Raw genomic sequence first — 12,522 nt, forward strand, 5'->3', positions numbered from 1 at the left:
CAAAGCAAAATGAACGAAACTACAGAAACCATAAACGAATTACTGCAAATTATAGGGCTTGATGTTACTTACAGAAACGTAAGCCTGAGCCTTTTAGAGAAAGGCGAATCGCGCTACGTACGTGATCTTAAGCTCAACTTTAACAGCACGCTAACATCCGCGCATTTAACAGAAAAAGAATGTGCATTGCTTGGACTGTCAACTGCCATAAACAACAACAATACGCCTCTTATTAGTTTTTACACAAGCTATGCAGAAAAGGGCGGCGCTACTGCCGAAGAAATAGCTGAGGCAGCGGGTTGCGCTTCGTTGCTGGCCTCAAACAATATTTTTTACCGTTTCAGGCACTTTACACAAAAAGAAAAATATAGCCAGATACCTGCGCGTATACGTATGCAGTTAATGATGAAACCTGTAACCGGTAAGGAGTTTTTTGAGTTGATGAGCTTAACCATTTCGGCCGTTAATGGCTGCGAAATGTGTGTTAACGCGCACGAGGATTCTCTTATAAAGTTAGGAACTACCGAGGAGCGTATTTTTGATGCGGTACGCATAGGTTCGCTGGTAACATCATTTGGGAAAGTTGTTTTTTAAATTTTCTGCGTATATTGTGATAACACATTGTTAAAATATAGAAACTGTTATATTTGATATGTGTTATTACAATTATAAACGTCTCCTTAGGACGAAACAAACATCCTGATTATGGCCGGAAAAAAAATATCAGTACTATATGTAGATGATGAGGAAAACAACCTGTTTTCTTTTAAGGCTGTTTTTCGCGTAAAGTATCAGGTTTACACTGCCATTAGCGGCGATGAAGCCTTGAAAATATTGGGTGAAAGACCTATAGAGATCATTATAACTGACCAGCGCATGCCCAACATGACGGGGGTTGAGTTTTTAGAGAAAGTGATTGAGCTGTATCCGGACCCGATGCGTTTATTACTTACCGGTTACGCTGATATGAACGCCGTAGTTGATGCCGTTAATAAAGGAAAAATTTTCCATTATCTGAGTAAACCCTGGAATGAAGAGGAATTGGATATCACTATTAACCGCGCTCATGAAGCATATCTGCAAAAAGAAAAACTAAAGGAAGAGAATAAATTGCTGGGTACTTCAAATGATCAGCTTGAGTTTTTGCTGCGTCAAAAACTGCTTTCCTGAAAACCGTTTATTGCATGTCAATGTCCTTTTCGGTTATCATCCGCATGATTACTGCCGAAAGATCCTCTGCTAAAAGCGGTTTACTTAATATGCCTTTAGCGCTTTTGTAAGCACTCATCCTGTTCATATCTGCAGGTTCATGAGACGAAGTTAGTGCAACAACATAGTATTTATCCTGAACAGCAGGGTCAAGCGCCTCAAATGCATCTAAAAACTGATACCCGCTTATTATTGGCATATAAATGTCAAGTAAAATGAGGGTAATGGCATCGCTTTTAATTATCGAACGCTCTTCTTTTATGTAATTCAGTGCAGACTGTGCTTCATAAAAAGATTTTACCTCAAACGCTTTATCGGCATGGTTTATCATTTTCTTTGCGATGAAATGATCAAGTTCTGTGTCATCAATTATTATAAATGATAGATCCATAGCCGGTTTATTTAGTGGGGATAGAAACCTTAAAAGTTGTACCTCTGTTAAGCGCCGAGTTTACCTCAATATGTCCGTTAAGTTTAAGCAACGCGCTCTTTACATTGTATAAGCCAAAACCCGAACCGGCTTCCTGAGAGCTGGCACGGTAAAATAAGTTAAAAATCTCGTTAATATGGTTGCCTAATATACCTATGCCTGTATCTTTTACCTCAACATTAAGCACGCCGCGGTGTACCAGCATTGTTAATTCAACTCTTTTGTCTTCGGTTACCTTGCTCTGGTATTTAAATGCGTTTGATAAAAGGTTATTTAAAACCAGTTTCAATGGTACAATATCGCTTCTAAATGGTTCGCGCTGATCTACAGTAATAGCAAAAGTGATATTATTAGCGTCGGCCACTACCCTGTAAATATCCCTTAGCTCCTGCGCCACCTGGTTAAAATCAATCTCGGCTATGCGTAATTCGCCGCGCTGCAGGCTGTAATAGTCATGCATGCTAAGGATGTAAGTATCCAGTTTTTTAAGCGATTTTTCCATGAGGAAAAGCATTTCCTTCATCTCGTTTATATCATAGATCTCCCGGGCTACATTAATAGCGCCTAAAATCCCCGATAGCGGGCCCCTTATATCATGGCTCACGCTGTAGGCAAACTTGTCTAACTCGGCGTAGGCCTTACGTAGCTCCTCGTTTTTTACGGATAAAACGGAGTTGGTCTGATAAAACTTATTGGCCTCGTCAATGGCCGAAATGATATCTGCAGGGTCCCATGGTTTTTTGATGAACCTAAAAATATTACCCCGGTTAATGGCACCAATAACCGATTCAATGTCGGTATAAGCGGTTATCAGTATGCGTATGGGTGCCGGAAAGGTGCTTCTTATCTCTTCAAAAAACTCAACGCCGGTTTTTCCCGGCATGCGCTGGTCGCAAAATATGATCCTTATATCCGGGTGCTCATGGAGAAAATCCATCGCGCCCTGAACATTTACCGCAGTAAAGATCTGATAGTCTAACCTAAACGATGCTTTAAAGCCCGTTAGGTTGTCTATCTCGTCATCAAGGTACAGTATTTTGATTTTTTCTGCCATTCTGCGGCTAATATTGTTGTGTTAAGGAGGCAATAACTGTATGTAATTTAATAACAGCCGTCTTAATAAGCCAACTTAACAGGGCTATTTATTTAATTATTATCTAAGATAAACGGCATCTTCCTGCCCTTCCTCATCCAGTACTACATCAATATGCTCTTTTATAATGGTTGATAAAGCAATACCAGCATAATCCGTATTTACCGGAAAGCTTTTATGGTTGCGGTCTACCAACACAACCGTGCGTAGTTTTTTTAAAGGGGCATCTAAAAAAACGCCGAAACCATAGGCTAATGATTTGCCGCTGTTCAATACATCATCTACCAGAATAACCGCCTTGTTGGTACATTCTTCCAGCTCAAAATCAATTTTGGCGTTCAGGCTGCTGCTAAAACGATCTATCTCTATGGTAAGCAGCCGGGTTTTAAAAGGCGCAATCTCATCCAGCACTTTTTTTAACCGCGCGGCCAAATGCCCGCCACGTGGTAGCATACCTGCAATCAGAATCTCGTGCTCGTCAAAATTGTCTTCCAGTATCTGGTAGGCAATCCTGTCTATCTTTTGCTGTATTTGCTGTTTGTTAAGTATTAATAGTTTTTTGCCTGAGGGTTCCATTGATTGGTAGTTTGTACGTGTAGAAACACAAAAAAGTTGTAGCAGATCAATCTTATGGTAAATATAAAAGCAAATTACAACAATCAAACATTAAAATAGCAAACGCTATTTTATATAGGGGAAATAGACAAAATTAGCCCCTTCGGGCACCACTACAAACACACACATATGGTCTTTAGGGCTTTTGTAGCTGGCAATAAAGCGCTCTTTAAGCTCTGGTTTTATTACACCGCGCTCAATAAACTCCTCAAGTGTTGAGGCATGAATGGTCCAGTCAGAATTTAGCTCATGGCGATCAAGTATTACTTCGCCCAGCTTTAACTCGTGTTGGTGTGCTATAAAAATGGGGTATTTAGACAGCCCTTCCACTATTATCTCAACTGCCACCTCGCGAATAGCGTCATTAAAAACTTTAAGGTCACGCTCTAAACTTAACAGCGGACTTTTGGCTGCCGGTTCTTGCTTACCGGCACCTTCATTAAGCAAATCTTCGGGATTCATATATCTTGATTCTTGCCTCTTATTTCCTGATTCTTAATAAAACCACATTTTCCACATGCTGGGTATGCGGAAACATATCAACAGGTTGTATGGTTGCCACATCATATTTTTCTTTTAATACCAGCAGATCACGTGCTTGTGTAGCGGCGTTGCAGCTTACGTATACAATTTTTTCGGCTTCAATTTCCATCAGCCTGGCTACCACATCGCTGTGCATACCCGCCCGTGGCGGATCGGTTATTATAACGTCGGGTTTACCGTGTGTTGCAACAAATTCTGCCGATAGCACATCTTTCATGTCGCCGGCGTAAAATTTAGTATTGTTGATGTTATTGATAGCGCTGTTTATTTTGGCATCTTCAATAGCATCCGGTACGTACTCAACACCAACCACCTCTCGTACATGCCCCGCTACAAAGTTGGCAATGGTGCCTGCACCTGTATAAAGGTCATAAACAAGCTCGTCGCCCTTAAACCCGGCAAAGTCGCGGGTTATTTCATATAGGCGCAGCGCCTGGGCCGAGTTGGTTTGGTAAAATGATTTCGGCCCTATGCGGAAACGTATGCCATTCATTTCCTCGTGAATATATTCTGGTCCTTTCCAGGCGTGCACTTCCTGATCAAAAATGGTATCGTTCTTTTTTTGGTTAAGGATGTATAACAGGGAGGTGATCTGTGGAAACTCCGCTTCAACAAAGCCCATCAACTTGTTCACCTGCTCTTCGTCCGCGTAAGCAAAAACAACTATCACCATCAGCTCTCCGGTTGATGAGGTGCGGATAATCAGGTTGCGTAAATTGCCTTCATGACTGCGCAGATCATAATACGTATAACCGTTGGTCCGCGCGAAGCTGTCTATTGTATTGCGGATAGCGTTAGAAGGATCGGCCTGTAAATAGCAATGCCTGACATCCAATATCTTATCAAACCTGCCGGGGATATGAAAGCCCAGCGCGTTCATGTTAAGCTCTGCATCATCCCGGTTCTCGCCATCATAAAGCCAGCGCTTATTACTAAAAGTAAACTCCAGCTTATTGCGGTAGTATCTATCAGCAGGCGATGCGACAATGGGCAGCATACCGCCTAAATCAATCTTAGCCAATCTGCTCAATGCATCAGCAACAGTTTTTTGTTTGAATTGCAGCTGGGCATCATACGTCATGTGCTGCCATTTGCAGCCACCGCAGGTGCCAAAATGTTCGCAAAATGCAGGCACGCGATGGGCGCTGGGTTGCTTAAGCGCAATTATTTTTGCTTCGCCAAAGTTTTTTTTACTGCGATATACTTGTACGTCAACTAAATCGCCGGGTACGGCTTTTTCTACAAAAAGCACAAAGTCGTCGGTTTTGCCAACGCCTTTTCCTTCTTCGGCAATGTCAATAATGCTTACATTTTCAAATACCTGGTTTTTTGCTCCTTTACCTCTGCTCATTGCTGCAAAGGTAGCAAATGTGCAGATATGTGGATGTGCAGATGCGCGGATATGCAGATATTTGGATATGCGGACAGCATTACATTATTATGCGGCAATTTAAGTTGTTGGTATATTAAAATTGCCGTTGGTATACTAAGTTTTGATTCTATTAAAAACTGCGTTAAAATTGGGTAGCGGTTAGCATTAAAAAACTTAACATGAACAGGAAAGATTTTTTAGGAAGTATTGCCGGCGGGCTTTTCGCCGCAACGGCTATGTCGCAGGGGCGTACCATCAGAAAAGTAAGCGACGGATGTGATGGCTGCGAGTTGATCTATGCTGGCATGCCATCAGAATTATCCAATACCGCTTATTTGCCTGATTGGAACGAAGACATGCACAAAATGATTGTGGAGGGTTATCTGTTTAAAAAGGATGGCATCACTCCGGCGGCAGGCGTAACGCTATATATCTATCATACAGATAGTAAAGGCAGATATAGCCCTGCGCCTAACCAAAAGCTGGCCCTGAGGCACGGGCACATTCGTGGTTGGATAAAGACCGCGGCCGACGGGTTCTACCGTTTTTATACCTGTTTACCTGCACCATATCCGGAACATAATGAACCTGCGCACATCCATCCGGTGGTTAAAGAGGCCGACACAAACGAATATTATATTGACGAATATATTTTTGAGGGGGATGCCCTGCTTACAGCTGCATACAGATCAAAGCTGCAAAACAGAGGAGGGTCGGGAATTGTAAAACTAACAAAAAATGCAAATGGCTGGTGGGTTTGTAAACGGAACATAGTTTTAGGACTTAATATTCCCAACTATTAGCTCCGCTATAACAGTTGGGCGCTGCCATATTGCAGCGATAATAATATCGCCACAATATGAGCAACTTCCGGTTAACCAACTAAACCAGCTTCTTTATGCTATCTCCACCCTCCGCCTAAATACTTATATATATTGCTTGTTGCCACAAGCTGCGCCTTGCGGGTTTCAACCATTTCCAGTTTTGAATCCAGCGCATCGCGCTGTGTCATTAACACCTCAAAGTAATCTGCCCTGGCAAACTTGAACAAGTCATTCGCTATATCTATTGACCGGGTTAGCGCGCCTACCTGCCTTGACTTCAGGTCATAGCTTTTCTCCAGGTTATCAATACGAGAAAGCTCTGTAGACACTTCCATATACGCGTTGAGTACCGTGCGCTGGTAATTGTAAAGGGCTTGCTGCTGCCTTGCGTTAGCATTAAAATATTCGGCTTTTATTGCGTTACGATTAATTAACGGAGCAGTAAGTTCTCCGGCCAGATTCCATAATATGGATGAGGGAAGTTTTACAAGGTAAGACGGATTGTAAGCCTGTATACCCACAGCCGCCGAAATATTAAGCGATGGATAAAACTCCTTCCGCGCAGCACTTACATCCAGTTTTGCTGCGGCCAATTCAAACTCGGCCTGCCTTATATCGGGGCGGTTTTCAAGCATCTGTGCCGGTACGCCGAAGTTGATGAGTGTGGGCACACCCGCCATAAAACTTGCCTTATCGCGCGGGATCTCCTGCGGATAACGTCCTAATAAAAAGTTAATACGATTCTCGGTTTCTTTTATTTGTTGTAAGAGGTCGAACTCGCGGCTTTGCGAACCCAACACTTCTGCCTCAAATTTCTGAACGCCAAGCTCTGTAGCACGCGATGCGTTTTTTTGAAGTTTTACTACCTCAAGCGCTTGCTTTTGCAGCGTTATGGTTTGGCGTACAATATCCAGTTGATTGTCCAGCGCCTCCAATTCATAATACGAATTGGCAACTTCAGCCACCAGGTTGCTCAAAACAAAGTTCTTGCCCTCAATGGTTGACAGGTAGCGTTTAACAGCGGCCTGTTTAGCGTTACTTAACTTCTTCCAGATATCAACCTCCCAATTGGCCACAGCCGCAACAGAATAATCCATCAGTGCTTCCGGCACTTCTTTTCCAGGAGCAATTTCGGTTGAGGCATCGCCCGCTCCCTGGCTGGTATAGCGGCCTACTTTATCAACACCAATACCCGTACGCAAACCAACAGTGGGTAGCATAGCGCCCTTTCTTATCCTTATGTCATTCCTCGCCAATTCAATATCCTGCAAGGTTATCAGCAATTCCTGATTGTTGTTAAGCGCGGTATCTATCAGACCATTCAAGTACTTATCCTTAAAAAAGCTGCGCCAGTTAGTAGCCGCGGCATTCAGGGTATCCATACTGGTGTTGTATGATGCCGGCCCCGGCCGCATGCCTGCGGACTGGGTTACTGCCGGGATTTTACACCCGGCAGCTATAATACATATGCCCGAAATGGCATAGTAGGCTATTTTCTTTAATTTAAACATTGTTTTCAATTTCTTCGGTTAACGGGTTTTCTTCTTCGTCACTAACAAACTGGTATTTTGCCGCAATGGAACCGAATACGTAGTACAGGCCGGGGATAACCAGCAAACCTACAATAGTACCTATAAGCATACCCCCCGCGGCGGCGCTACCAATTGTTCTGTTGCCTAGTTTACCCGGGCCGGTTGCAAAAACCAGCGGAATTAATCCGGCAATAAATGCGAACGAGGTCATTAAAATAGGCCTGAACCTAACCTTGGCGGCCTGAATTGCAGACTGGAACACACTATCACCGGCGCGATGACGCTGCGCCGCGAACTCCACTATCAAAACAGCGTTTTTGCCCAGCAAACCAATTAGCATAATGATGGCCACCTGCGCGTAAATGTTGTTTTCCAGATGAAACACCAATAGAAAAAACAATGCGCCAAATATGCCCGCGGCAAGCGACAAGATAACTGACAAAGGCAAAATGAAACTCTCGTACTGTGCGGAAAGGATAAGATAAACAAAGCCCAGACAGATAAGCAGAATGTATATAGCCTCGTTACCTCTTGACGATTCGTCTTTTGAGATACCCGCCCACTCAATATCATAGCCGCGTGGAAGACTCTTGGCGGCTACCTCCTGAATAACCTTAATAGCTGTACCGCTACTGTAACCAGGAGCTGCAGATCCGCTTATTTCTGAAGAGTTGTACATATTATGCCGGGTGATCTCTGATAGCCCGTAAACCTTTGTCATTTTCATAAATGCCGAGTACGGCACCATTTCATCCCGGTCATTTTTTACATAAAGCTTCAACACGTCCTCTGGTAATGCCCTGTATTGCGGCAATGCCTGTATTATAACCTTATACTGCTGCCCAAATTTGATGAAGTTGATCTCGTAGTTACTGCCAATAAGTGTGGACAGATTATTCATGGCATTATCAATGGTTATTCCTTTTTGCTGCGCCAGATCATTATCAATATCTAAACGGTATTGCGGAAAACTAGCGCTGTAAAAACTAAATACCGATGCTAATTCAGGCCGTTTGCTTAAGTCGGCAACAAAGTCTCTGTTTATCGATTCCATTTTTTTGAAATCGCCGGATCCGCTTTTATCAAGCATGCGCAACTCAAAACCTCCCGCGGCACCATATCCCGGAACTGCCGGAGGCTGGAAAAACTCTATCTGCGCACCGGTTATGTCCTTACATTTTTCCTCCAGCTCCTTAATCACATCCTGAACACTATGCTTGCGCTCGTCCCAGCCTTTCAAATTGATCAAACAAGTACCGGAGTTGGCGCTGGTGCCCTCGTTAAGTATTTCGTAGCCGGCTAGTGATGATACAGATTGTACATCATCAACATCTTCGGATATTTTCTGCAAACGTTCTGCAATTTGGTTGGTCCGCTCTAATGATGATCCGGGTGGCGTTTGTATAATGGCATAAACCATCCCCTGGTCCTCATTCGGGATAAAACCCGATGGAACGGCACCGTTTAAAAACCAAATACCGGCACAAAAGGCAATAAGTACACCAAAGGTCAGCGTTCTGCGGGTTACAATTTCCTCTAATATGCCACTGTAACGCCCCCCCAGCTTGTCAAACCGTTTGTTGAAACCTATTAAGAGTTTGGTAATTATGCCTTGCTTTTGTTCTTTGCCATGGTTGTTCTTAAGCATTATTATACACAATGCCGGGGTAAGTGTTAAAGCCACCAAACCCGATAGTATAATAGAAGTTGCCATGGTTATAGAGAACTGGCGGTAAAACACACCTACCGGTCCAGACATGAACGCCACCGGAATAAATACCGCCGCCATTACGAATGTTATGGCAACGATAGCCCCGCTGATCTCCTTTAAAGCTTCTATGGTTGCTTTGCGGGGGCCAAGGTGCTTGGTTTCCATTTTGGCGTGTACGGCTTCAACCACCACAATGGCATCATCTACAACTATACCTATTGCCAAAACCAATGCAAACAGTGTTATAAGGTTTAATGTGATGCCAAAGAATTGCATAAACATAAACGTACCTATAAGCGACACCGGAACAGTTATGGCAGGAATAAGGGTTGAGCGCCAATCGCCCAGGAAAATAAATACTACAAGGCCTACAAGTATAAAGGCCTCAACAAGCGTATGGATAACTTTTTCTATTGAAGCATCCAAAAACTTGGATACGTCATAGCTTATCTCGTAGTTCATCCCTTTAGGGAACGAGCGTGCCTTTATTTGAGCCAGCTTGGCTTTTACGTTTTCAATAACCTTACTGGCGTTGCTGCCGTATGATTGTTTTAAAACGATAGCCGCTGATGGCTTGCCATTTAAGCTGGAGTAAATATCGTACATGGAGCTGCCAAACTCAACGTCTGCTACATCTTTAAGGCGCAGAATTTCACCATCCGGGGTTGAGCGCAGTACCACTTTTTCATACTGTTCTTTAGTGGTAAAACGGCCGGGATATTTTAGTACATACTCAAAAGATTGCGACCGCTTACCCGAGCTTTCGCCTGTTTTACCCGGCGATGCCTCTAAACTTTGCTCATCAAGGGCTTTCATCACCTCGTCGGTTGATATTTTATAGGCCAGCATGCGGTCGGGTTTTAGCCATATCCGCATAGCGTATTCACGATTACCTAATATATCCGCGAAACCCACACCATCAACACGCTTTAGCTCAGATAAAAGATTGATATCTGCAAAGTTGAAAAGGAATTTCTGATCGGTGTGCGGGTCTTCGCTGTACAGGTTGATGTACATCAGCATGTTTGATTCCTCGCGGGATATTTTCACCCCTTCGCGCACTACCAGCGGCGGAAGTTTGTTTACAACGGAAGCCACACGGTTTTGAACATTCAGCGTTGCCTGGTTTGGGTCAGTACCCAGGTTAAACACAACCTGTATAGCGCCCTCACCGTCGTTACCGGCATCGGCGGTCATATATTTCATGCCGGGCACTCCATTTAATGCTTTTTCAAGCGGTATCACAACCGCTTTGATCAAAAGTTCGTTATTAGCACCAGGGTAGTCGGCTATAACGTTTACTTTCGGAGGTGATATGGAGGGGAATTGCGTTACAGGTAACCCCACCAGGGCAAGCACCCCCAAAAAAACTATAAGCAGCGATATTACTATTGAAAGTACAGGTCGCTGTATTAATTTGTTGAACATTTTAATTTCTATATAAATGAATTTATTCAGCCTTTAATCTCAGGCTTGTCATCACTTCTGCAGGGTTTTCAAATTTGAATTTGATCTTATCACCATCTTTTACTGATTGAATACCGTCAAGCAACAGTTTATCGCCTAATTTTAAACCGGTGTCAATTACATACAGATCGGGCAGTTCGCCGCGGATGGTTATCGGCTGCGAACGAGCAACATTGTCCTTGCCAATTACAAAAACATATTTTTTGTCTTGTATCTCGTAAGTTGACTTCTGCGGGATGATCAGTGTGTTTTTAAGCGGAACGGTCATTAAAATTTTGCCGGTCTGCCCATTGCGTAAAAGCCCGTCGGTATTAGGGAATTTTGCGCGAAACGCGATATTGCCGGTTTCATTTTCAAACTCGCTTTCCACTGTTTGTACTTCGCCTTTATATTTCAAAAGATTGCCATTTGCCAAACGCAAATTAACTTTTGTGTCTGCGCGCCCTTTTTTATCTTCCTGATAATTCAGGTATTCCGGCTCAGATAGGTTAAAATAAGCGTACACGTCGCTGTTGTCTGACAGGGAGGTAAGCAGTTCACCTTCATCAATAAGGCTACCCAGCTTTTTAGGTATGCGGTCAATGTATCCGCTAAATGGAGCCCTGATTTCTGTAAAAGATAAATGAATGTTGGCAAGCGAGTGGCCGGCTTTAGCACCCGCCAGTTTGGCCTTGGCCATTGCAAGCTCGTTTTTTGATACGATGTCTTTATCTGCAAGGCTTTGCGTATTGGATAGCTCAACCTCAGCTTGTTTTACCTCGGCTTCGGCCTTTAAAGCCTCGGTCTCATACATTTTGGGCATTATTCTAAATAAAAGCTGGCCGGCTTTTACATATTGCCCTTCATCAACATAAATATTTTGTAGAAATCCTTTTTCCTGCGAGCGGATCTCAATATCGCGCACAGCACGGATCTGCGACACGTATTCTTTGGTAAAAGAGGTGTCTACCATTAACGGGCCTGTTACTGTATAGGTAGCGGCCTCAACTTTTTCTTCGGTTTTTGACGTACAGCCGATCTGGCCCAACAGGGCAATTATACCGGCAAGCACCACAATTTTGTTCATATTATTATTTAAGAAAATTAGCATTGGGATGTAGGAAACACAGAAGAGCCGCATTGAGCCTTTACAGATAACAAGACGTTAAAAGCCAGGCGTTACAGCGCGGCGGATAACAGCTTTGCTATCGTTTCCTAAAATGGAAGCAAGGGAGTACTCAGATACGGATTGATCTCTGAGCGAGATATTTGGCGCAAACGGCTTGTGGGTTTAAACGATCGTGCGTTGTAAACCCCGGTTTTAAGCTGCCGGAAATAACCTGATATAACGGCGAAAGCGTTAAGTAAAAGCTACTTAGAATTTTGAATTTTACATCGCAAATAAAGCCATCCTCTTCACTCTCTTCACAATCCCAAAGTATAAATTGAGATACGGAGTTGGAGCTGTCAAATTCGCTGATGTTTGTATTACTGTCTGAAGTTTTAAGCGCGTCGGATTTTTTCCGTTCTAAAGCGAAGGCTTTAATGGCAACAGTGTGTCCCGAACGTGCAGCAGACGCGTTCGAATTGCTTTTGTGAAGCAATATAAAAAAACACAATATCACAAGGATAAACTTCATTCGGGTGGCAAAAGTAATAAAAGTTTGATAAGTTGTATATAAACAAGTGTTTGTAATACAGACTTTACCATTAATTGCAACAACGTTAACCGTACGCATTAATTATG

The 12,522-nt window shown here is 43.2% G+C and carries 12 protein-coding genes; 3 read left to right on the forward strand and 9 right to left on the reverse strand.

Annotation, left to right across the window (positions count from 1 at the left end):
• Positions 1 to 9 precede the first annotated feature (9 nt).
• Together ACFQZS_RS18635 and ACFQZS_RS18640 are read left to right on the forward strand one after the other, a co-directional pair.
• Positions 10 to 594 (forward strand): carboxymuconolactone decarboxylase family protein, encoded by a 585-nt coding sequence (locus ACFQZS_RS18635; RefSeq protein WP_377102523.1) that lies wholly within the window; start codon positions 10 to 12, stop codon positions 592 to 594.
• 111 nt (positions 595 to 705) lie between these two features.
• Entirely contained in the window at positions 706 to 1,170 is a 465-nt protein-coding gene (locus ACFQZS_RS18640; protein WP_377102524.1) for a response regulator, read from the forward strand.
• 7 nt (positions 1,171 to 1,177) lie between these two features.
• Here the strand turns inward: ACFQZS_RS18640 and ACFQZS_RS18645 are convergent, their stop codons facing one another.
• The 5 genes from ACFQZS_RS18645 to rlmD form a co-directional block, all read right to left on the reverse strand.
• Positions 1,178 to 1,600 (reverse strand): response regulator, encoded by a 423-nt coding sequence (locus ACFQZS_RS18645; RefSeq protein WP_377102525.1) that lies wholly within the window; start codon positions 1,598 to 1,600, stop codon positions 1,178 to 1,180.
• Positions 1,601 to 1,607: 7 nt separating this feature from the next.
• Positions 1,608 to 2,693 carry a hybrid sensor histidine kinase/response regulator gene (locus tag ACFQZS_RS18650; protein ID WP_377102526.1) on the reverse strand — a complete coding sequence of 362 codons (1,086 nt, stop codon included), beginning with the start codon at positions 2,691 to 2,693 and terminating at the stop codon, positions 1,608 to 1,610.
• A 99-nt stretch (positions 2,694 to 2,792) separates the two neighbouring features.
• Positions 2,793 to 3,308: a phosphoribosyltransferase family protein gene (locus tag ACFQZS_RS18655; RefSeq protein WP_377102527.1), complete on the reverse strand. Its 516-nt coding sequence runs from the start codon at positions 3,306 to 3,308 to the stop codon at positions 2,793 to 2,795.
• A 105-nt stretch (positions 3,309 to 3,413) separates the two neighbouring features.
• Complete coding sequence (locus ACFQZS_RS18660) at positions 3,414 to 3,809, reverse strand: hypothetical protein (protein ID WP_377102528.1); 396 nt, start codon at positions 3,807 to 3,809, stop codon at positions 3,414 to 3,416.
• A 19-nt stretch (positions 3,810 to 3,828) separates the two neighbouring features.
• On the reverse strand, positions 3,829 to 5,241 hold the full coding sequence (gene rlmD / locus ACFQZS_RS18665; RefSeq protein ID WP_377102529.1) for a 23S rRNA (uracil(1939)-C(5))-methyltransferase RlmD: 1,413 nt from the start codon (positions 5,239 to 5,241) through the stop codon (positions 3,829 to 3,831).
• A 200-nt stretch (positions 5,242 to 5,441) separates the two neighbouring features.
• On the opposite strand from rlmD, the gene ACFQZS_RS18670 reads away from it, so the two are divergent.
• Positions 5,442 to 6,065 (forward strand): dioxygenase family protein, encoded by a 624-nt coding sequence (locus ACFQZS_RS18670; protein WP_377102530.1) that lies wholly within the window; start codon positions 5,442 to 5,444, stop codon positions 6,063 to 6,065.
• A gap of 98 nt (positions 6,066 to 6,163) precedes the next feature.
• Here ACFQZS_RS18670 and ACFQZS_RS18675 read toward each other — a convergent pair whose 3' ends face one another.
• From ACFQZS_RS18675 to ACFQZS_RS18690, 4 genes are all read right to left on the reverse strand, one after another.
• Positions 6,164 to 7,597 (reverse strand): TolC family protein, encoded by a 1,434-nt coding sequence (locus ACFQZS_RS18675; RefSeq protein WP_377102532.1) that lies wholly within the window; start codon positions 7,595 to 7,597, stop codon positions 6,164 to 6,166.
• Positions 7,590 to 10,757: an efflux RND transporter permease subunit gene (locus tag ACFQZS_RS18680; RefSeq protein WP_377102534.1), complete on the reverse strand. Its 3,168-nt coding sequence runs from the start codon at positions 10,755 to 10,757 to the stop codon at positions 7,590 to 7,592. The genes ACFQZS_RS18675 and ACFQZS_RS18680 overlap by 8 nt, the downstream gene beginning before the upstream one ends.
• A 22-nt stretch (positions 10,758 to 10,779) precedes the next feature.
• Positions 10,780 to 11,862 carry an efflux RND transporter periplasmic adaptor subunit gene (locus ACFQZS_RS18685; RefSeq protein WP_377102535.1) on the reverse strand — a complete coding sequence of 361 codons (1,083 nt, stop codon included), beginning with the start codon at positions 11,860 to 11,862 and terminating at the stop codon, positions 10,780 to 10,782.
• A gap of 151 nt (positions 11,863 to 12,013) precedes the next feature.
• Positions 12,014 to 12,415 (reverse strand): hypothetical protein, encoded by a 402-nt coding sequence (locus tag ACFQZS_RS18690; protein ID WP_377102536.1) that lies wholly within the window; start codon positions 12,413 to 12,415, stop codon positions 12,014 to 12,016.
• Positions 12,416 to 12,522: the final 107 nt, after the last annotated feature.

Source organism: Mucilaginibacter calamicampi, assembly GCF_042676765.1.
Classification (GTDB): domain Bacteria; phylum Bacteroidota; class Bacteroidia; order Sphingobacteriales; family Sphingobacteriaceae; genus Mucilaginibacter; species Mucilaginibacter calamicampi.

What these genes read in the sequence shown, in the direction of transcription:
- ACFQZS_RS18690 (WP_377102536.1), bottom strand. Translation starts at nt 12,415, where the DNA reads ATGAAGTTTATCCTTGTGATATTGTGTTTTTTTATATTGCTTCACAAA.
- ACFQZS_RS18655 (WP_377102527.1), bottom strand. Translation starts at nt 3,308, where the DNA reads ATGGAACCCTCAGGCAAAAAACTATTAATACTTAACAAACAGCAAATA.
- ACFQZS_RS18640 (WP_377102524.1), top strand. Translation starts at nt 706, where the DNA reads ATGGCCGGAAAAAAAATATCAGTACTATATGTAGATGATGAGGAAAAC.
- ACFQZS_RS18675 (WP_377102532.1), bottom strand. Translation starts at nt 7,597, where the DNA reads ATGTTTAAATTAAAGAAAATAGCCTACTATGCCATTTCGGGCATATGT.
- ACFQZS_RS18680 (WP_377102534.1), bottom strand. Translation starts at nt 10,757, where the DNA reads ATGTTCAACAAATTAATACAGCGACCTGTACTTTCAATAGTAATATCG.
- rlmD (WP_377102529.1), bottom strand. Translation starts at nt 5,241, where the DNA reads ATGAGCAGAGGTAAAGGAGCAAAAAACCAGGTATTTGAAAATGTAAGC.
- ACFQZS_RS18650 (WP_377102526.1), bottom strand. Translation starts at nt 2,693, where the DNA reads ATGGCAGAAAAAATCAAAATACTGTACCTTGATGACGAGATAGACAAC.
- ACFQZS_RS18685 (WP_377102535.1), bottom strand. Translation starts at nt 11,862, where the DNA reads ATGAACAAAATTGTGGTGCTTGCCGGTATAATTGCCCTGTTGGGCCAG.
- ACFQZS_RS18645 (WP_377102525.1), bottom strand. Translation starts at nt 1,600, where the DNA reads ATGGATCTATCATTTATAATAATTGATGACACAGAACTTGATCATTTC.
- ACFQZS_RS18660 (WP_377102528.1), bottom strand. Translation starts at nt 3,809, where the DNA reads ATGAATCCCGAAGATTTGCTTAATGAAGGTGCCGGTAAGCAAGAACCG.
- ACFQZS_RS18670 (WP_377102530.1), top strand. Translation starts at nt 5,442, where the DNA reads ATGAACAGGAAAGATTTTTTAGGAAGTATTGCCGGCGGGCTTTTCGCC.
- ACFQZS_RS18635 (WP_377102523.1), top strand. Translation starts at nt 10, where the DNA reads ATGAACGAAACTACAGAAACCATAAACGAATTACTGCAAATTATAGGG.